12 protein-coding genes are annotated in these 20,533 nt (G+C 64.3%); all 12 read left to right on the top strand.

The window, feature by feature from the left end:
• Window positions 1-28: 28 nt before the first annotated feature.
• The gene (locus tag C4B30_RS19110; RefSeq protein ID WP_027783055.1) at window positions 29-2,080 is read left to right on the top strand and encodes a serine/threonine protein kinase; all 2,052 of its coding nucleotides are present in this window, start codon (window positions 29-31) and stop codon (window positions 2,078-2,080) included.
• Complete coding sequence (tssA, locus tag C4B30_RS19105) at window positions 2,067-3,197, top strand: type VI secretion system protein TssA (RefSeq protein WP_080681258.1); 1,131 nt, start codon at window positions 2,067-2,069, stop codon at window positions 3,195-3,197. Before C4B30_RS19110 ends, tssA begins: the two co-directional genes overlap by 14 nt.
• An 82-nt stretch (window positions 3,198-3,279) precedes the next feature.
• Window positions 3,280-3,834 carry a type VI secretion system contractile sheath small subunit gene (tssB, locus tag C4B30_RS19100; RefSeq protein ID WP_034185379.1) on the top strand — a complete coding sequence of 185 codons (555 nt, stop codon included), beginning with the start codon at window positions 3,280-3,282 and terminating at the stop codon, window positions 3,832-3,834.
• Complete coding sequence (tssC, locus tag C4B30_RS19095; RefSeq protein ID WP_027783057.1) at window positions 3,827-5,335, top strand: type VI secretion system contractile sheath large subunit; 1,509 nt, start codon at window positions 3,827-3,829, stop codon at window positions 5,333-5,335. Before tssB ends, tssC begins: the two co-directional genes overlap by 8 nt.
• 47 nt (window positions 5,336-5,382) lie before the next feature.
• On the top strand, window positions 5,383-5,874 hold the full coding sequence (locus tag C4B30_RS19090; RefSeq protein ID WP_027783058.1) for an Hcp family type VI secretion system effector: 492 nt from the start codon (window positions 5,383-5,385) through the stop codon (window positions 5,872-5,874).
• A 16-nt stretch (window positions 5,875-5,890) separates the two neighbouring features.
• Window positions 5,891-6,439, top strand: a complete 549-nt coding sequence (gene tssE / locus C4B30_RS19085; protein ID WP_034185290.1) for a type VI secretion system baseplate subunit TssE — start codon at window positions 5,891-5,893, stop codon at window positions 6,437-6,439.
• Window positions 6,440-6,443: 4 nt separating this feature from the next.
• Complete coding sequence (gene tssF, locus C4B30_RS19080; protein ID WP_027783060.1) at window positions 6,444-8,315, top strand: type VI secretion system baseplate subunit TssF; 1,872 nt, start codon at window positions 6,444-6,446, stop codon at window positions 8,313-8,315.
• On the top strand, window positions 8,312-9,418 hold the full coding sequence (tssG, locus tag C4B30_RS19075; protein WP_034185380.1) for a type VI secretion system baseplate subunit TssG: 1,107 nt from the start codon (window positions 8,312-8,314) through the stop codon (window positions 9,416-9,418). The genes tssF and tssG overlap by 4 nt, the downstream gene beginning before the upstream one ends.
• A gap of 12 nt (window positions 9,419-9,430) precedes the next feature.
• Entirely contained in the window at window positions 9,431-12,097 is a 2,667-nt protein-coding gene (tssH, locus tag C4B30_RS19070; RefSeq protein ID WP_027780691.1) for a type VI secretion system ATPase TssH, read from the top strand.
• Complete coding sequence (tssI, locus tag C4B30_RS19065; RefSeq protein WP_027780692.1) at window positions 12,094-14,298, top strand: type VI secretion system Vgr family protein; 2,205 nt, start codon at window positions 12,094-12,096, stop codon at window positions 14,296-14,298. Before tssH ends, tssI begins: the two co-directional genes overlap by 4 nt.
• Before the next feature lie 15 nt (window positions 14,299-14,313).
• Window positions 14,314-15,579 carry a hypothetical protein gene (locus tag C4B30_RS19060; RefSeq protein WP_027780693.1) on the top strand — a complete coding sequence of 422 codons (1,266 nt, stop codon included), beginning with the start codon at window positions 14,314-14,316 and terminating at the stop codon, window positions 15,577-15,579.
• A gap of 21 nt (window positions 15,580-15,600) precedes the next feature.
• A complete protein-coding gene (locus C4B30_RS19055; protein WP_230469033.1) occupies window positions 15,601-20,280 on the top strand; it encodes an RHS repeat-associated core domain-containing protein in 4,680 nt (1,559 codons plus the stop codon).
• Window positions 20,281-20,533: the final 253 nt, after the last annotated feature.

Genomic DNA, 20,533 nt, shown 5'->3' with positions numbered 1-20,533 from the left:
AGACGGGATGCGGTTTCGAGAGGTGGACATGAAGGACCCTGGATCGAGAGACAACGAGTACGACACGGCGACCCGCGGCGACGCATCCGAATTCGCGGTGCGGCCGCTGCCGCTCGGCCATCGCCTGGGCGAACTGCAGCTCGACGAGGTGCTGGGAATCGGCGGTTTCGGGATCGTCTATCGCGCGTTCGACCGCACGTTGCGGCGCGCGGTCGCGATCAAGGAGTACATGCCGTCGATGCTCGCGACGCGCGGCGGCGACTACACCGTGTCGCTGCGGTCCGAGCGGTTCGCGCAGGCGTTCGACGCGGGACGCGGCGCGTTCCTCAACGAGGCGCGCCTGCTCGCGCAATTCGATCATCCGGGGCTCGTCAAGGTCCTGCATTTCTGGGAAAGCCACGGCACCGCGTACATGGTGATGCCGTTCTACGAAGGGCGCACGCTCAAGCAACTGCTCGACGGCGGCATGCGGATCAGCGAGACGCAGTTGCGCAACATCGTCGCCGCGCTGCTGGGCGCGCTCGACACGCTGCATCGCGCGCAATGCTTCCATCGCGACGTCGCGCTCGACAACGTGCTGATCCGCCCGAACGGCAGCGCGATCCTGCTCGATTTCGGCGCGGCGCGCAAACGGATCGGCGATCTCGTCGACGACGGCGCGATGATGATCAAGCCCGGCTACGCGCCGATCGAGCAGTACACCGACGATCCCGCGTTCAGCCAGGGGCCATGGACGGATCTCTATGCGCTCGGTGCGGTGATGCACGCGATGATCACCGGGGAATTGCCGCCCGCGGCCGTTGTGCGCAGCATCAAGGACACGTACCGGCCGCTCGTATCGCGCGAATTGCCGGCCGGCGAGGTGTACAGCCCGGCATTCCTCGCGGCGGTCGATCATGCGCTGCAGTTGCGGATTCCGGATCGGCCGGAGTCGGTCGCGGCGTTCGCGGCGGAGCTCGGGTTGCGGGACTTCGACCGGGCGGGCGCAGGGTATGGCGCGGCGGTCGTGCCGCCGGCCGTCGATGCGGACAGGGGCGGGGAAGAGAAGGGCGCGGCTTCTGCTGCGTCCGGTACCGCGTCGGCTGCTGCGGCGGCGATCGGCGCGGGCGCGACGGCTTCGGGTCACACGGCGCATGACGTGCGGCCGCCGCCGCCCGCGCGTGCCGGCGAGGTGTCTACACCGTCGGATTCGCCGGCTGCGTCGCCGCAGGCGACCGACAGCAAGCCGGAGGCCGGCGCATCGTCCGCATCGACATCGGCATCGGCATCGTCGTCAGGCGGGGCATCCGCGCCGACCGGCCCCCAACGCGGCCCGGCACCCGCCGCATCACGTAACCGCCGCATCCCCGTCTACGCCGGTGCCGCGCTCGTCGCACTGATCGCCGTCGGCCTCGCCGCGACCTATCTGTCGCGTCCCGCTCGCGTCGCCGACGACGCCGCGCCCGCCGCGAGCCAGCCACAGGCCGGCACGTCATCACCCGCCAGCACGCCGGACGCCATGCTGGCCCAGCACGGACCGACGCCGACCGTCGTGCCGCCGTCGAGCCTGCCGGCCGGATCGTCGGCGCAGGTTCCGCCGCCGCCCGTGGCCGCCGCGCCGGCCAGCGCGCCTGCCGTCGAGGCCGCCGCCGCACCGCAGGTCGCGACCGCCGTCACGAACCCGGCCCCGTCGCAAGCCGGTTCCAGCGCCACCATCGCGCCCGCCGGCAGCCTCGACGCGTCGGAACGCGTCGTCAACGTGCCGCCGTCGGACGCTGCCGCGCCACCGATGACGCCGGCCCCTGCACCGAAGCCGCCGACGGAGGCCGAGACCGCCGTCGCCGCCGTCAACGTGCCGGCTGCCGAGCAACGTCCTCCAAAAACGCAGGAAACCGTCCAGGTGCGTTTCAACGTGCGGCCATGGGGCGACGTCTACGTGAACGGCGCGCGGCGCGGCGCGAGCCCGCCGCTGCGCTCGGTGTCGTTGACGCCGGGCGTCTATCAGATCGAGATCCGCAACGGCTCGCTGCCGCCGTTGCGTCGCACCCTGGCGGTCGACTTCGGCAGCAAACCGATCAATATCGACTATGCATTCGAATGACGTCAGCCAGGCGGCGCTGGCCGCCGCCGCGCTTTCCGCGTCGCCGCCCGGCGTGCCGGCGGCGACGCCGCGTGCCGACTTGATCGGCCTGCTGCTCGCGGATCTCGCGCCCGATGCGCCGTGCGGCCCGAACCTCGAATACGACGCCGAGTTCCTGCAGTTGCAGGAGCGCGCGACGCCGCGCGCCGAGCAGCAGTACGGCGACACCGTGATCCCGGCCGAGGCGCCCGACTGGCGCGCGGTCGAGCGGCTCGCGCTGGCGCTGTCCACGCGCACGAAGGACTTGCGCGTCGTCGCGACGCTCGCGCGCAGCTGGACCGAGCAGCACGGCGTTCCCGGCTATGCGGACGCGCTCGTGGTCGTCGCGAACTTGCTCGATCGCCGGTGGGACGACCTGCATCCGCGGCTCGACGCGGACGGCGAACCGGACCCCACGCCGCGGATGAACGCGCTCGCCGACGTGGCCGGCGCGCACGACTGCGCACGCGCGGCGCGGCGCCAGCCGCTGTTCGACGGTGGCCCGAGCGTGCGCGATGCCGAACGGCTGCTCGATGGCCGCGGCGAAACCGGCGACCCCGTGACGGGCAGCCGCGAAAGCCTGATCGCCGCGCTGTCGGCCATGCGAGACGACGGCACGACGCCGCTCGACGCAGCGCGCGCCGCGTTGCACGCGCTGGACGCGATCCGTGCGTGCGTGACGGACCGGCTCGGCCGCGAATGGGCGCCCGATGCCGGCGATGCGGAGAAGGCGTTGCAGCGGATCGTGCGCGACGTGCCGCTGCCCGAGCCGCAACCGGGCGCACCGGGCGGCACGGTGCCCGCGCAACAGGCGTCGTCCGGCGACGCGTCGCAGGCCGGCGCCGCACCCGCCGCGCCGGCGGCCATGCCGAACGTCCATGCATGGCGCGACGCCGAGGTCACGAGCCGCGACGACGTGCGAATCGGCCTCGACAAGATGTGCCGCTATTTCGAGCTGCACGAGCCGAGCCATCCGGCGCCGCTGCTGCTGCGGCGCGCGCAGCGGCTGCTCGCGCTCGACTTCTACGAAATCATCCGAGATCTCGCTCCGGAGAGCCTGCCGAAGCTGGACCTGTTGAGCGGCGAGCGGAGCGAATGAAGCGAACGAAGCGAACGAAAGGGGCCGCCACGCGGGCGGCGACGACGTACAGCGCAATCTGATCGATGTGAAGGAGTGGACGATGACGGACAGAACCAAGGCGGCTGGCAGCGGACAGAAGTTCATCGCGCGCAATCGGGCGCCGCGCGTGCAGATCGAGTACGACGTCGAGACCTACGGCGCCGAGCGCAAGGTGCAGTTGCCGTTCGTGATGGGCGTGATCTCGGACCTGGCGGGCAAGCGGGCCGAGCCGCTGCCGGACCTGCCCGAGCGCAAGTTTCTCGAGATCGACGTCGACAACTTCGACGAGCGGATGAAGTCGGTCGCGCCGCGCGTCGCGTTCCAGGTGCCGAATACGCTGACCGGCGAAGGGATGCTCAACGTCGACATGACGTTCGAGCAGATCGACGATTTCTCGCCGGCCGCGATCGCGCGCAATGTCGACGCGCTGCGTCGGCTGCTGGAGGCGCGCACCGAGCTGTCGAACCTGCTGTCGTACATGGACGGCAAACACGGCGCCGAACAGCTGATCGAGCGCGCGATCAACGATCCCGACCTGCTGAAGACGCTCGTGCGCGAACCGCGCGAGCCCGCACAGGGCGGCAACGTGACCCAACCGGAGGCCCGCGATGAATGACCCCGCCCAATCCCGCGCCGATGCGCGCGCCGCCGCGCAGCCCGAGATCGCGCACGACGCGTTCGCCGCGCTGCTGCAGAAGGAATTCAAGCCGAAGACCGCCGAGGCGCGCGAGTCGGTCGAGCGGGCAGTGCGCACACTCGCGCAGCAGGCGCTCGAGCATACGGTCGGGATGACGACCGACGCGTATGGCAGCGTCAAGCAGATCATCGCGGAGATCGACCGGAAGTTGTCCGAACAGATCAACCAGATCCTGCATCACGACGAATTCCAGACGCTCGAAGGCGCGTGGCGCGGCCTGCATTACCTGGTCACGCACACCGAGACCGACGAGTTGCTGAAGATCAAGGCGCTGCCGGCGTCGCGCAACGAGGTCGCGCGGATGCTGAAGCGCTACAAGGGCGTCGCGTGGGACCAGAGTCCGCTGTTCCGCAAGATCTACGAGGAGGAATACGGGCAGTTCGGCGGCGAGCCGTTCGGCTGCCTCGTCGGCGATTTTCACTTCAACCACAGCCCGCCCGACGTCGAGATGCTCGGCGAACTGTCGAAGATCGCGGCGGCCGCGCACGCGCCGTTCATCGCCGGCGCGTCGCCGGAGCTGATGCAGATGGATTCGTGGCAGGAGCTGTCGAACCCGCGCGACCTGACGAAGATCTTCCAGAACACCGAATACGCGGCGTGGCGCAGCCTGCGGCAGTCGGAGGATTCGCGCTACGTCGGCCTCGCGATGCCGCGCTTTCTGGCCCGGCTGCCGTACGGCGCGCGCACCAACCCGGTCGACGAATTCGACTTCGAGGAAGACACCGACGCCGCGAACCACGACCGCTATACGTGGGCGAATTCGGCCTATGCGATGGCCGCGAACATCAACCGTTCGTTCAAGCAGTACGGCTGGTGTTCGTCGATCCGCGGCGTCGAATCGGGCGGGGCGGTCGAAGGGCTGCCGAGCCACACGTTCCCGACCGACGACGGCGGCGTCGACCAGAAATGCCCGACCGAGATCGCGATCAGCGACCGCCGCGAGGCCGAGCTCGCGAAGAACGGCTTCATGCCGTTCGTGCACCGGAAGAACTCGGATTTCGCGGCATTCATCGGCGCGCAGTCGCTGTACCAGCCGGCCGAGTATCACGACCCCGACGCGACCGCGAACGCGCGGTTGTCCGGCCGCCTGCCGTACCTGTTCGCATGCTGCCGCTTCGCGCACTACCTGAAGTGCATCGTGCGCGACAAGATCGGCTCGTTCCGCGAACGCGACGACATGGAGCGCTGGCTGAACGACTGGATCATGAACTACGTCGACGGCGACCCCGTGAACTCGTCGCAGGAAACCAAGGCGCGCAAGCCGCTCGCGGCCGCGCAGGTGGTCGTCGAGGAGGTGGAGGACAACCCCGGCTACTACACGTCGAAATTCTTCCTGAGACCGCACTACCAGCTCGAAGGGCTCACCGTGTCGCTGCGGCTCATCTCGCGGCTGCCGACCGCGAAGGCGGCGAACGAGTGAGCGGCAACCGGCATTCAACCTGACATCGCACCGAAACGGAGACGGCAATGGGCGTGGCAATGTTTATGAAGGTGGACGGCGTGACCGGCGAATCGGCCGACGCGCAGCACAAGGGCTGGACCGATATCCAGTCGTTCACGTGGGGCGCAAGCCAGCCGGGCGCGATGGCGAGCGGCAGCGGCGGCAACGCGGGCAAGGCGAGCTTCAACGACCTCGTCGTCGCCGCGTACATGGACAAGGGCGCGCCCGCGATCATCAAGAACTGCGCGAACGGCAAGCACCTGTCGTCGGTCGAGATCTCGGCGTGCAAGACGGGCGGCACGCAGGTCGAGTTCATGCGCGTGACGCTGCAGGAAGTGCTCGTCACGGCCGCGCAGGTCGCGGGCGTCGATCCGGGCGACGCGGCCGACCGGCTGATGATGCATTACGGCTTTCAGGCCGCGAAGGTGAAGAAGCAGTACTGGCAGCAGAACGACAACGGCGGCAAGGGCGCCGAGGTGACGGTCGGCTGGAACATCAAGGAAAACAGCGAGATGTGACGGCGCGGAGACGACCATGGACGACCCGCAAACCCGCGACGGCCGGGAGGGCAACCTGCGCGACCGGCTGCAGCCCGCGCTGCTCGACCGGCTCACCGACGACGCGCCGCAGCGCGCGACGGAAGCGCACGGCGCGCAGTGGATCGGCACCGACCGCCTGCGCGCGGCCGTGCTGCGCGATCTCGCGTGGCTGCTCAACACGCGCAACGCCGAGGACGGCTTCGTCGACTGGTCGGCGTTCGCGCACGCGCAGGCGTCGGTGCTCAACTACGGCATGCGGCCGCTGGTCGGCAAGCCGATGTCGGGCGTCGAGCGGATGTCGGTCGAGGCGTCGATCCGCGATGCGATCGTCCGCTTCGAGCCGCGCATCGTGCCCGCCAGCGTCGAAGTGCGCAGCGTGATCGACGCGCCCGGCGGCCGGGCCGGCGAACGGCGCCACAACGTGCTGCTGTTCGAGATCCGCGGCACGCTGTGGTCGATCCCGCATCCGCTCGAATTCGTGCTGCGCTCCGACCTCGATCTCGAGACGGGCGCGATGTCGCTTCAAGCCGTGACGGGGGCCTGACGCGATGGATACGCGCCTGCTCGACTACTACAACCGCGAACTCGCGTACCTGCGCGAACTCGGCGGCGAATTCGCGCAGCAGTTCCCGAAGGTCGCCGCGCGGCTGCGGCTCAACGAATCGGGGCCGCCCGACCCGTACGTCGAACGGTTGCTCGAGGGCTTCAGCTTCCTCACCGCGCGCGTGCAGCTGAAGATGGACGCCGAATTTCCGCGCTTCACGCAGGCGCTGCTCGATGCCGTCTATCCCGGCTATGTCGCGCCGCTGCCGTCGATGGCGATCGTGCGGTTCGCGCCGATGATGAACGAAGGCAGCGTGGCGCAAGGCTGGCGGCTGCCGGCCGGCACCGCGTTGCGCGCACGGCCGGCCGCATCCGAGCAGACCGCGTGCGAGTTCCGTACCGCGCACGACCTGACGCTGTGGCCGCTCGAACTGACCGATGCGGCCGTTACCGGCGCACCGTCGTGGCTGCCGCGCGGCGCCGTCGCGGCGCGGCAGGACGTGCGCGGCGCGCTGCGCATCCGGCTGAAGGCGCGCGGCGGCGCCAAACTCTCGCAATTGCCGCTCGACCGGCTGACGTTCCATCTCGCCGGCCCCGAACGCGACGCGCTGCATCTGCTCGAACTGCTCGCCGCGCATACGCTCGGCGTCGTGTGTCACGACCCGGGGCAGCCGCCGCGCTGGCTGCACACGCTCGACGCCGACGCGATCGTCCACGAGGGTTTCGATCCGGCCCAGGCGATCCTGCCCGACGACGGCCGCAGCTTCCACGGCTATCGGCTGCTGCGCGAGTATTTCGCGTTTCCGGCGCGCTTCCTGTTCTTCAGCATCGGCGGGCTGCGCGCGGCGCTGGCACGCTCGACCGGCGACGAGTGCGAGCTGACCGTGCTGTTCGACCGCCACGATGCGGCACTCGAAGCGGCCGTCGACGCGCGCCACCTCGCGCTGAACTGCACGCCGGCCGTGAACCTGTTCGCGCGCCGCGCCGACCGCATTCCGCTGCAGCCGGGTGCACGCGAGCATCATGTCGTCGTCGACCGCAGCCGGCCGCTCGACTTCGAGGTCTATGCGGTGCAGCGGCTCGCGAGCGAGCAGCGCGACGACGGCCAGTCGCGCGAATTCCGGCCGTTTCACGCATCGTTCGCCGGCGACGACGGCAACTACGGCGCGTACTACACGGTGCGGCGCGAGCCGCGGCTGGTGTCCGCGCAGGCGCGCGCGAACGGCACGCGCACCGGCTACGTCGGCAGCGAGACCTACGTGTCGCTCGTCGACAGCCAGTGCGCGCCGTACGACGAGACGATGCGCTACCTGTCCGCCGATACGCTGTGCACGAATCGCGACCTCGTGCTGCTGCAGCCGCCCGGCGACGCGAATACGTTCACGCTGCGCGTATCGGCTCCGGTCGAGCGCATCGTCGCGATCCGCGGCCCATCGCGGCCGCGCCCGCCGATCGCCGACGCGCAAACCGCGTGGCGGCTGATCCGCCACCTCGGGCTCGCGCGGCACACGCTGACCGATCTCGACGACGACGAGGGCGCGCATGCGCTGCGCGAACTGCTCGGCCTGCATGCCGACCCGGCCGACGCGGCGATGCGCCGGCAGATCGACGGCCTGCAGCGCGTCGCGTTCTCGCCCGTGTTCCGCCGCCTGCCGGCGCTCGGGCCACTGATGTTCGGGCGTGGCGTGCAGGTCGACGTGACCGTCGACGATCACGCGTTCTCCGGCGACAGCCCGTTCCTGCTCGGCGCGGTGCTCGAACAGTTCTTCGCGCGTCACGTGTCGATCAACGCATTCGCCGAATGCGTGCTGACCAGCGCGCAGCGCGGCACGCTCGCGCGCTGGCCGGCGCGCATCGGCAGGCGGCCCGCGATATGAAACGCGACACGTCACCCGGCACTCGGCCCGCCGCCGAAACCGCGCGCCACGACGCGTGGTGGGCGCGGTTGCGTGCCGCGCCGCACGGCTACGACCTGTTCCAGGCGCTGCGCTGGCTCGATGCGCTGTCGCCCGGCCGCGCGCCGCTCGGCCATGGCACGCGACCGCGCGACGAGCCCGTGCGGCTCGGGCAGCAGCCGTCGCTCGCATTCGCGGCGTCGATGCTGGCCGGCATCCATGACGACGACGGCGCCGCGCGGCCGCGCATCGCGATCCACGGTTTCGGGCTGTTCGGCCCGAACGGGCCGCTGCCGACGCACCTGACCGAATACGCGCACGAGCGCGCTGCCCAGCACGGCGACCCGACGTTCGCCGCGTTCGCCGACCTGTTCCATCACCGGCTGATCCTGCTGTTCTACCGCGCATGGGCCGACGCGCAGCCGACGGTGAGCCTCGATCGCCCCGAGCGCGCACGGTTCGACGGCTATGTCGCGAGCCTGGTCGGGCGGGCGGCGCATGGCGACAGGCCGGCCGCGCAGGCCGATGCGGAACGCACGCCCGCCGACACGCTCGCGCCGCATGCGCTTTATTGCCACGCGGGCCATCTCGTGCGGCACACGCGCAACCCGGAAGGACTCGTGCAGATTGTGCGCCGGTATTTCGGCGTCGATGCGCGCATCGTCGAGCACGTGCCGCAATGGGTCGCGATCGAGCGCTCGCAGCGCTGCACGATCCGCGCGACGCGGCCGACCTTGCGCGTCGGCGCCATCGCGCTCGGCGTGGCGGTGCGCGACGCGCAGTCGCGCTTCCGGATCGTGCTCGGCCCGCTGTCGCTCGACGCGTACCGCCGCTTCCTGCCGGGCGGACCGCACGCGCGCCAGCTCGCGCAGTGGGTGCGCGAGTACGTCGGCATCGAATTCGACTGGGACGTGCAGCTGGAACTGGCGGCCGATGCGGTGCCGGCGATCGCGCTCGGTGCGCCGCAGGGCATCGGCCGCACCGCCTGGCTCGGGCAGCGGCTCGAACCGGGGCCCGCGCGCGACCTCGTCGTCCGCTACGACGTGCGGCGCGGCGGCACGCCCCTTCATCGCGAAACCGCCTAAACGGGAGTCGTCATGTCCGATATCGGCCGCGTCAACCTGTTCGGAAAACTGAATCCGTTCCTCTACGAGACGCTCGAGCAGGCGACCGGATTCTGCCGGCTGCGCGGCAATCCGTACGTCGAGCTCGCGCACTGGTTCAAGCAGATCCTGCAGCGGCCCGACGGCGACCTGCAGCGCGTGCTGCGCCGCTTCGACATCGATGCGGCGGCCATCGAGCGCGGGCTCGTCGCGGCACTCGACCGGCTGCCGCGCGGCGCCGGATCGGTGTCCGACCTGTCCGTGCACATCGACGACGCGGTCGAACGCGCATGGGTCTATGCGACGCTGAAATACGACGCGACACGCATTCGCGGCGCCGTGCTGCTGCTCGCGATCCTGAAGACGCCGCAGTTGCGCAACGTGCTGTTGGCGATCACGCGCGAATTCGAGCGCATCGTGCCCGACGTGCTCGCCGACGAACTCGAATCGATCGTCGACGGCTCGCCCGAGACGCAATCGGCGGCACAGGGTTCGCAGGCAGGCACCGGCGGCGACGCAGCCGTGCGAGGTACGCCCGCCGCCGACGGTTCGGCGCTCGCGCGGTTCGCCGTCGACTTGACCGCCCGCGCGCGGGCCGGCGAGATCGACCCCGTCGTCGGGCGCGACGCCGAGATCCGCCAGATCGTCGACATCCTGCTGCGGCGCAGGCAGAACAATCCGCTGCTGGTCGGCGAGGCCGGCGTCGGCAAGACCGCCGTCGCGGAAGGCTTCGCGCTGCGGATCGCCGCCGGCGACGTGCCGCCTTCGCTGCGCGACGTCGCGCTGTACCTGCTCGACATCGGGCTGCTGCAGGCCGGTGCGAGCGTGAAAGGCGAGTTCGAGAGCCGGCTGCGCGGCGTGATCGACGAAGCGATGTCGTCCGAGCGGCCGGCGATCCTGTTCATCGACGAAGTGCATACGCTGGTCGGCGCCGGCGGGGCGGCCGGCACCGGCGACGCCGCGAACCTGCTGAAGCCCGCGCTCGCGCGCGGCCTGCTGCGCACGATCGGCGCGACCACGTGGTCCGAGTACAAGCAGTACATCGAGAAGGATCCGGCGCTGACGCGGCGCTTTCAGCTCGTCCACGTGCACGAGCCGGAAGAAGCCGCCGCGCTGACCATGCTGCGCGGCCTCGCCGCGAAGCTCGAGGCTCATCACCGCGTGCTCGTGCTCGACGACGCGCTGCAGGCCGCCGTCACGCTGTCGCACCGGTACATCCCGGCACGCCAGTTGCCGGACAAGGCGATCAGCCTGCTCGATACGGCCTGCGCGCGCGTCGCCGTCAGCCAGCACGCGGTGCCCGCGCCGATCGAGGACGCGCGCCGCCGCATCGACAGCCTGCGCGTCGAACAGGAGCGAATCGGACGCGAGTGTGCGCTGGGCACCGGCGATGCCGACCGGCGCGGCGCGATCGATACCGACATTGCGACCGCGCAGACTGAACTCGACCGGCTCGATGCGCGCTGGCAAACCGAACGCGACGCGTTGACGGTGATCGTCGGCGCGCGCGCTTCATTGCTCGACGACGATCCGTCGCATGAGCTCGATGCGGACGCGCGCGCCGCCGCGCAGGCCAGTCTCGCTGCCGCGCAACAGGCGCTGGCCGACCTGCAGGGCGATGCGCCGCTGGTGTTGCCCGCCGTCGATACGCACGCGGTGGCGGCCGTCGTCGCCGACTGGACCGGCATTCCGCTCGGCCGGATGGTGCGCGACGAAACCCAGGCCGTGCTGAAGCTCGCCGATACGCTCGGCGAACGCGTCATCGGCCAGCGGCATGCGGTCGAACTGATCGCCGAGCGGATCCAGACCGCCCGCGCGAAGCTCGACGATCCGACCAAGCCGCACGGCGTGTTCCTGCTGTGCGGGCCGTCCGGCGTCGGCAAGACCGAGACCGCGCTCGCGCTCGCCGACACGCTCTACGGCGGCGAGCACAACGCGATCACGATCAACATGAGCGAGTTCCAGGAAGCGCATACCGTGTCGACGCTGAAAGGTGCGCCGCCCGGCTATGTCGGCTACGGGCAGGGCGGTGTGCTGACCGAAGCCGTGCGCCGCCGGCCGTACAGCGTCGTGCTGCTCGACGAGATCGAGAAGGCACATCGGGACGTGCACGAGATTTTCTTCCAGGTGTTCGACAAGGGCTGGATGGAGGACGGCGAGGGGCGCGACATCGATTTCCGGCATACCGTGATCCTGCTGACGTCGAACGTCGGCGCGGATCGCGTGATGCAGCTTTGCCGCGATCCCGAGCATCTGCCGGGCGTGCAGACGCTCGCCGATGCGTTGCGCCCGCCGCTGCTCGACGTGTTTCCGGCCGCGCTGCTCGGCCGGCTGACCATCGTGCCGTATTACCCGCTCACCGACGCGACGCTCGCGCGGATCGTCGCGCTGCAACTGCGGCGGATCGAGAAGCGGATCGACGCGCATCACGGGATCCGGTTGCGCTGCACCGATGCGGCAACCGCGTTGATCGTCGAGCGCTGCCGGACGATCGAATCCGGCGGCCGCATGGTCGATGCGATCCTCACGCATACCGTGATGCCGCGCATCAGCCGCGCGATCCTCGAGGCCACGCTCGAAGGACGCACGCTGGCATCGATCGAGGTGAGCGCGACCGATGGCGAATTCGCTTACCGGTTCGACGAGGAGGCCACGGCGTGAATCGCGTCTTCACACTCGACAGCCCGCACGGCGACGATCTGAAATTCCATACGCTCGACGGCAGCGAGGAACTCGGCCGGCTGTTCGAATTCCGGATCGAGGCGCTGGCCGACAGCCATAGCCTGTCGTTGAAGAACATGCTCGGCAAACCCGTGACGGTCCGGATCGAACAGCAGGACCTGTCGACGCGCTACCTGAACGGCATCGTCGCGCGCGCGTCGCTCGCCGGCCGGCGCGCCGAGCGGCATTACGGCTATGAGTTGATCGTACGCCCATGGCTGTGGCTCGCAACGCGCCGCTCCGACTGCCGGATCTTCCAGAACAAGACCGTGCCGGAGATCGTGCAGGAAGTGCTGTCGACGTATGGATTTCCGATCGAGAACAAGTTAACCGAATCGTATGTGCCGCGTCAGTACTGCGTGCAGTACAACGAAACCGATGCCGCGTTCGTATCGCGGCTGATGGAATTCGAGGGGATCTATTTTTATTTTCGGCACGCGACAGACAATCACACGCTCGTGCTGTGCGATGCGATGTCGTCGCATGTCGCGCTGCCCGGCTACGAGACGATTCCGTATATCCCGCGCGACCGCACCGCGATCGCCGACGAGGAACATATCGACGGCTGGCTGCCCGCGCAGGAGGTGAGCGTCGGCAAGCATCAGACCACCGACTACGACTATACGAAGCCGCGTGCCGATCTTTCGTCGCAGAAGGTCGATCCGCGCGGTCACGATCACGATAGCTTCGCGTCGTTCGAATGGCCGGGCGGCTATCGCGACGATGCGCCGGGTGCGCATTACAGCCGCGTGAGGCTCGAGGAACAGCAGGCCGAACATGAGCGGGCGAATGCCGATACCGATGTGCGTGGCGTGGCGCCCGGGTATCTGTTCACGCTGGAGCATTGCCCGCGCGCCGACCAGAACCGCGAGTACCTGGTCGTGCGGTGTCAGTACCGGTTTCAGGAGAACGCTTATGCGAGCGATCAGGGCGCGGAGGCCGTCGTACATCAGACGATGATGCTCGTGCAGCCGTCGAGTTTGCCGTATCGGTCGCCGCGCGACACGCCGCGGCCGCGGACCAACGGGCCGCAGACGGCGACCGTCGTCGGGCCGCCGGGTGAGGAAATCTGGACCGATCAGTACGGGCGCGTGAAGCTGCAGTTTCGTTGGGACAGGTACGGGCAGAGCAATCAGGATTCGTCGTGCTGGGTGCGGGTGTCGAGTCCTTGGGCCGGCGGTGGGTTCGGGGGCGTGCAGATTCCGCGGGTGGGCGACGAGGTCGTGGTCGATTTTCTGAACGGAGATCCAGATGAGCCGATCGTGACGGGCCGTGTTTATAACGGCGAGAAGATGCCGCCGTGGGGGCTGCCGGGGAGCGCGACGCAGAGCGGGTTGCTGTCGCGGTCATCGCCGGGTGGGACGACCGAGCATGCGAATGCGTTCCGGTTCGAAGACAAGAAGGGCGCGGAACAGCTGTGGATGCATGCGGAACGGAATTTCGATGCGGAGACGGAGGCCGATCATTCGCTTTCTGTCGGGAACAACCATACGCATACGGTCGGGAACGATGAAACGATGCAGGTGAAGAACAACCGGCAACGGAGTGTGGGGCAGAACGAGACGGTGAATATCGGGAAGAATCGGGTCGCGCAGATTGGGGCGGATGAGACGCATGGGGTAGGAGGGAATCGAACGCGAACGGTCGGGAAGAACGAAACCGTGACGGTCGCCGCGAATCGCGACGCGACCATTGGTGGAATACACACCGAGACGGTTGCGAAAGCCAAGACCGAAACGATCGGTGAAGGCAAGACGCTGAACGTCGGACAGATGTATCAGACGACGTCGCAAGACATGAAGACGCTGGTTGCGTCGGCGCATACCGAAGAGATCGGCACGCGTACGTCGACGATCGCGAACGCGCATACGCACACGGTCGGCGGCGAACACACCGTCAACGTCGGCGCGAACCACACGACGAGCGTACAGCATCAGGTGCTCGTCAATGCCGGCGATCAGCTTTCTCTCGTCTGCGGGATGTCCAGCATCGTGATGAAGAGCGACGGCACGATCACGATCCAGGGCGTCAACGTCGCATCGACCGGCACGAACACCCACAGCGTGAACGGCAAGACGGTGACGTCGTCGGCGACCGCCGAGCACACGGTCGAAGGCGCCGTCCTGAAACTGAACCCGTGACGGAGGTCCGCACGAATGCAGAACTGGCAGCCGACCAATCCGGTGGAGCGCAGGTTCATGGATGCGCATACGGACTGGATGAGTTTCGCGCAGGAACGCGACGCACGATTGATGATCTGGCAGACCGACGAGACGGATGCGGAGCTCGTGCGGCTGTATTTCCAGGTGCAGGATGAGACGTCGTGTGCGGTGCGGACGATGCGGGCATCGTTCGTCAATGAATCGAGCTATGCGAAAGCGCTGTCGGACGAGCTTGTTGCGTTCTACGAGAGTCGGCGTGACGGGTCCGAAGCGCAGGGTGTGCGGGCGGATTGGCAAGCGCCGTACGACGATGGCAAGAATCCCTTGCTGTATCTGTTCGCGGTTGCCGACAGCCTGATGCAACATCATCCGGACGTTTTCCCTGCGATGGTGTTCGTGCTCGAACCAGCAAAAGTGCGGGATGACGCGGCATGGGTGCAGTGGATGGATGGCTTGCTGTCGATCATTGCGGTCGCGCCGCAGCTCGCCGAGCGCGTGCGCTTTGTCGTGCCGCGTACTGATATCGCGCCGTTCGCAACGCTGATGCAACGGCATCGGGCTGCGGTGCGCGTCGTGCACGGCAAGTATTCGATGGCGAGCGTGCCGCGCGAATTGCTGGCGGAGTCGGGCGAGCGCGGGCCGAGCGGGGAGTTTCGACGGCATTTCGTGATGCTGACCGAGATGATCGAAGGCAACAATCCTGCTCGGCTGGAGGAACTGCGCGCGGCGGCACTGAAGGTCGCGGAGCGCGAACAGTGGTTCGATCAATGCGTGGTCGTGCATCTGATCGCGGGGGCCGCGTATCTGAAATGGCGTGATCGGGAGAAGGCGATCGCGGCTTACCGGAGCGCCGCCAGCAGCGGTATGCGCGCGGTCGAGGCGGGGCATCCGGCGGGGCACAAGCTCGTTGCGAACGGGTTGTTCGGCGAGGCGAGCGTGCATTTGACGCACAAGGATTATGCGCATTCGGCGTATTGCTATGAGCGTGCGGCGGCATCGACCACGGCTGCGAAGGACGGGCTGATGACAGTCGAGGCCTGGCGCATGAGCGCCGTGTGCTGGGAACGGGCAGGGGAGCGAGAGCATGCGCTGGAGGCGGGGTTCAATGCGCTCGATGCAGGGTTGATGATCGACGAGTCGATACGGGCGAACAGTAATCTGCCGATGGTTGTCGAGTGGATGGTGTCGCAATTGGGTGTGCAGGACCGGCGGCGTAACGCGCTCAGCGAGAAGGTCGCTGCATTGCGTAGTGGGCGTTGAGCGCGAGCGAGGGCGGAAATCGTGGCACTACCAGCCGTCAAGCATCTCGATCCTGTTGTCGGCGTCGACGTTCACTCGGTACTGGTCACGCCCGGTACACCACCGGTGTTCCTGCCGCATCCTCACGTCGGGTTCATGCTCGATCTGCGTGAATACGTTCAAGCCGCGAAGGCCGTGGTCGGCTGCATTGCGATGATGGTCGCGCAGGAGAAGGTGACCGAATACATCGAAGATCATCCGGAGGATGTGAAGAAGCTGGAACACCTGGCCGACGAAGCAAACCAGCAGGTCAATGAACTGATGGGTGGCGGCAAGCTGCCTGATTTCAAGGATGACCCCACTGTTGCGGAGGGGATGAAGTTCGCGAAAGAGGCCAACAAGATCAAGAATCGCATAAGTAATGATCTTGGCTCGAACGTCGGATCAGGGGGCAGCAGCGGCAGGCCGATTTTCGTGAACGGGATGATGCGCGCCACGGCCGGGACGCATGCGTACCACGTTCCGGGGTTGCATTTTCCGCTTGGCGAATCGTTTGCTCCACCGCCGGCGGACTTCGAGCCGTCGAACGACGGGGAGTCGTTCATGGGCAGCAAGACGGTGCTCGCCAATAACGATCCGATGTCGTATATGGCGTTGGAGGCGTTGAGTTGCTGGTCGATTGGGATGGAGCCGCCTCCGCACAATAGCGCGCATACAGATCGGACTTATCCGTCGATGCCGAGTTCGGTGATGCTGCCAATTCCGGCAGGGCGGCCGGTGTTGGTGGGCGGGCCGCCGATCATGAACATGGCGGCGGCGGCGAAGGGGTTGTTCAAGGCGTTTCGGGGATCGAAGTGGGCAAAGGCGTTGGCGGACAAGCTGCATTTGAAGCCGGGGTTTCTCAAATGCAAAGTGTTAGATGCAGAGCCCGTCGACTCGATTACCGGAGAAGTGATTGTACAGGAGCAGGACTTTACGATCGCAGGACGACTCCCCCTCGTATGGGATCGCTACTATGCAAGTCGGAATATCCACCGCGGAGCAATTGGAGTGGGATGGCAGACGCCCGCCGATATCCGACTTGAACTTATTCACCACCTGAACGGAGTTGGCATTTCCGCGCACTTCCCCGATCACTCAACGGCTTTCGACGCAATACCCAATACAGACGGATCGCCGATGCACATATATGACTGGCAGTACGGCTATTTTTTATACCGACGAGGCGAATGCCTTGTCTTACGCACGCGTGCAGGAATTGAACACGAGTTTGTATTATCCACACACTCGCAACATGCAATAGAAACGCTGAGAGGAAATACATCGATGATGTTGCCTGTCAAACGCGTGAGGGACCTCAATGGTAATTCTTGGGAATTCGAGCGCGGATCTGAGGGCAACCTTGTGCGCCTAGTCGAGTGGAAAGGAGAAGTGACAAGCGGACGCAGGATCGAGTGCGACGCATGCGCGAATAGTCAGGTGGAAGAGCAATCAAGGTTACTCACTGCGTTGACTTTGATCGATGCTGACGGCCATGCACATCCGCTTGTCACATATGAGCATGACCGGAATGGGAATCTGCTTGCCACACGCAACGCGATGGGGCAACCGCATCTTTTCGCTTATACGGATAGCCACCGGATGGTTCGACACACGAGTGCCCGCGGGATATCTTTTTATTACAGCCACCTGCAACACAGCGACGGAATTTGGCGAGTCGATCACGCCTGGGGAGAAAATAGAATCTTCGATTATCACTTTGTTTACGATGTCAAACATCATGAGACGAGGATTACCAATTCTCTGGGACACACAACAACGCTTCAAGCCAACGAGCGTGGTATACCGATAGCTCGCATCGATTCGCTCGGTGGTATATGGAGTTACCGCAGCGATACGCAAGGACGCGCTAATGCGGAAACTGATCCTGCGGGACAGACCACCATATGGACTTACGACTTATATGGCAATCTACTTGACCAGACATTACCAGACTACAGCAGCATACGCGTGAATTACAATGATAACCACAAGCCATTGCATGTGACAGATACGGGAACAAGACAGTGGCAATTTACATGGGATGACCGCGGCAATCTCATCGAACAGATATCGCCAACACGAGCACGCTCACAGTATGACTACGATAGCCTCGGACAACTGGTCTCACATACCGGCCCTTGCGGCGCCGTAACGCGCTTTGCCTATGACCGCGACGGAAATCTTACGGAGGTTGTCAATGCGCTTGGACACCGCGCCCGGTACACCTATGACGCGCGTGCTCACATCATTCATACGATCAACGCATTGAATCAAGTGAGTCGTTACGAATACGATCGCAACGGCGATCTGACTAGGGCGATAGAACCTGGAGATCGGGAAATTTCTTGCAGTTACGATGCTGATGGTAACCTAGTGCGTTACCGCGATCCTAGCGGTCTGATCACGCAATTCGAGCGCTCATCTCTTGGTCAAATCACGAAACGATTGGCACCAGACGGTAGCGTAGTCGAATATAGGTACGATACTGAGGATCAACTGATTGGTGTCGTTAATGAGCGTGGTGAATTGTATCAGTTGAAGCGTGACGCCTTGGGGCAGATCGTCGAGGAAGTCGACTATTGGGGGCAATCGCGGCACTACAAATATAGGGCGACGGGAGAGTTGCTGCGGAGCGTTGACCCGATAGGGCAAACAATCGAATACGAAACGGATGCGCTTGGCCGTGTAGTGCAAAGACGTTTGGCCGATCCGCGGCAGCCCGGCGGATTCCGTACGGAGACGTTCTCGTATGACTGCATTGGCAGGTTGAATGTTGCAGAGAATTCTAATACTCGAGTCGAACTGAAATATGACGCCGCAGGTCGCGTAGTTCAAGAAAAGCAGGGTAGCGATTTCACGATCGCCAGTGAGTATGACTCAGCAGGAAATCGTATCGAACGGCGGACCTGCCTAAATACAGGCGGTAGAATTGTCACGCATACGGTTCGTTACAAGTACGACATGCTGGATCTAGTCAGTTCCATTCAAATCGACGACGCGGAACCGATTATGTTCGAACGGGATACGCTCGGGAGAATTCGCACTGAACAATTGGGGGCTGAACTGTGCCGGGAATTGTCTTACACGTCGGAAGGATTGCTGGCAAAACAGACCTTGATTTCCGGTACCGGCGTATTGTCCGTTAACGAATACGTACATGACGCCAACGGTGAATTACTTGAGAAACGCGACTCTCGTTTGGGTCTCGATCTGTATCATTACGATCCGGTGGGTCGGCTAACCGAGCACCTCGAACCGGTAGGTCAACTACGGCGTTTTCTATACGATCCAGCGGGCGATCTCTTGAAGACGAGAGTTCGCCACGAGCCGAAAACCGGCGCATTCGATCAAAAATCGAAAACTTATATCTGGGCTCGAGAAGGTGAATATGATGGATTTTTATACACATACAACCGCGCTGGAGATTTGATTCAAAAACAGGGAGTCAACCAAAATCTGATATTGCACTGGGATGCATCAGGGCAACTAGTAGAAGTCGATTCGCTATGGTCGACGTCGTCACCGATGGATGGCTATCACACAATATATGAATACGATGCATTTCAGCGGCGCGTACGCAAGATCGTGAAAGCAAAAAATGATCGAGATGAATCAACAGCAATCGGAGAGAATGTCAACGCATCGTCCTATGAGTGTCGTTATTACTGGGATGCAGCCACGATGATCGCTGATTCAATTTCCAGTATCGATGAGAAATCGCAAGATAATTGTCCGAATTTTAAGCGGCAGATCTACCAAGGACATGAGTGGATTTACTACCCCGAAACCTTCCAGATCCTAGCCGCCTTGTACTGTAGTCGCCAGCAACAAGGCGGTCTCAGTTCATCAAGCACGGATGTTAACTATATCTCTGGAAAAACACTCGAAACACAAGCACCTTGCAAAAGTATAGTTTATTTATTCGATAACAATCCAAACGGCGCTCCAGTAAGAGTTTACGATCATCGCGGCACCTTGGTTTGGGAGGCTCGCTATGGAGCACTTGGAAAAATCCTTGAAATCAAAGCGGATGACATCGATCAATCAATTCGATTGCAAGGACAATTTTTTGATCGAGAATCTGGACTTCACTACAATCGACACAGGTACTATGATCCGGATATTGGGATTTTTATCAGCCAAGATCCTATCGGCATCGTCGGAGGATTAAATCCATATCAATTCGCCCCAAATTCCTTTAGATGGACCGATCCAACAGGATTGGAGAGGGATTTCCTGAATCGCGTACGCGCCACCATTACAATAGGAAATGGAAAACCTCGAACCTATGAAAGTGGCTCGAGAGGGCACGCCGAGCAAGACGCATTCTTTGCCAATTTACTAAACATCAAAAATCAGCACGTTACACTCACCGACATTGAAGGAGATTATCGCAGCAATAGCAGCGGAGATTATACCTTACCCGCGACGATCTGCACCGTTCGTTGCAGAAGTGAGTTGTTTTGGGGGGCGCATATTGGCGACGCTGCCTCCTTGACATTTCCAATGGTTATTAACAAAACATTCCGGAGAAATGTAACAATAAACCGAAGTCATTTTAAATATCTCGCAGAGGAAATGACGCGAATAGAGAAATCCACGACCCACGCGGGATCCCGAGCAAAAAAACAATGGGATGCGATAACGCGTTGCGAGCAAGGACAATGTAGCCACCCTTGACTGTCAGCACGCCGTGGCGCCGGAGTCAGGCTCTCCGGATCGAAAACACGTTGATAACCAAGAACAGGGCAGGATTCAGTTGGTTCACTTAAATATATTTGACATAACGTGAATTATCACCGGATTTGGTTGTAGCAGCCATATCCTAATGTCGTGTTCTGGCTATTTACAGATGTCGTGTTTTTGACTGCTGGCATGCTGGACGGCTCGTTGAGCAAGCACGGGAGCCGACCATGCAGCCAGCCGGATTGGT

Origin of the sequence: Burkholderia sp. BE12 (assembly GCF_002959955.1) — a bacterium.
In the GTDB taxonomy this organism is placed as follows: domain Bacteria; phylum Pseudomonadota; class Gammaproteobacteria; order Burkholderiales; family Burkholderiaceae; genus Burkholderia.
The sequence above is the reverse complement of the archived record's forward strand: the minus strand, read 5'-3'. Positions and strand labels throughout refer to the sequence as shown.

Excerpts from the sequence above, each read along its gene's own strand:
- C4B30_RS19060 (WP_027780693.1), top strand. The coding sequence starts at position 14,314 with ATGCAGAACTGGCAGCCGACCAATCCGGTGGAGCGCAGGTTCATGGAT.
- tssG (WP_034185380.1), top strand. The coding sequence starts at position 8,312 with ATGAAACGCGACACGTCACCCGGCACTCGGCCCGCCGCCGAAACCGCG.
- tssB (WP_034185379.1), top strand. The coding sequence starts at position 3,280 with ATGACGGACAGAACCAAGGCGGCTGGCAGCGGACAGAAGTTCATCGCG.
- tssE (WP_034185290.1), top strand. The coding sequence starts at position 5,891 with ATGGACGACCCGCAAACCCGCGACGGCCGGGAGGGCAACCTGCGCGAC.
- tssF (WP_027783060.1), top strand. The coding sequence starts at position 6,444 with ATGGATACGCGCCTGCTCGACTACTACAACCGCGAACTCGCGTACCTG.
- tssA (WP_080681258.1), top strand. The coding sequence starts at position 2,067 with ATGCATTCGAATGACGTCAGCCAGGCGGCGCTGGCCGCCGCCGCGCTT.
- C4B30_RS19110 (WP_027783055.1), top strand. The coding sequence starts at position 29 with ATGAAGGACCCTGGATCGAGAGACAACGAGTACGACACGGCGACCCGC.
- C4B30_RS19090 (WP_027783058.1), top strand. The coding sequence starts at position 5,383 with ATGGGCGTGGCAATGTTTATGAAGGTGGACGGCGTGACCGGCGAATCG.
- tssH (WP_027780691.1), top strand. The coding sequence starts at position 9,431 with ATGTCCGATATCGGCCGCGTCAACCTGTTCGGAAAACTGAATCCGTTC.
- tssC (WP_027783057.1), top strand. The coding sequence starts at position 3,827 with ATGAATGACCCCGCCCAATCCCGCGCCGATGCGCGCGCCGCCGCGCAG.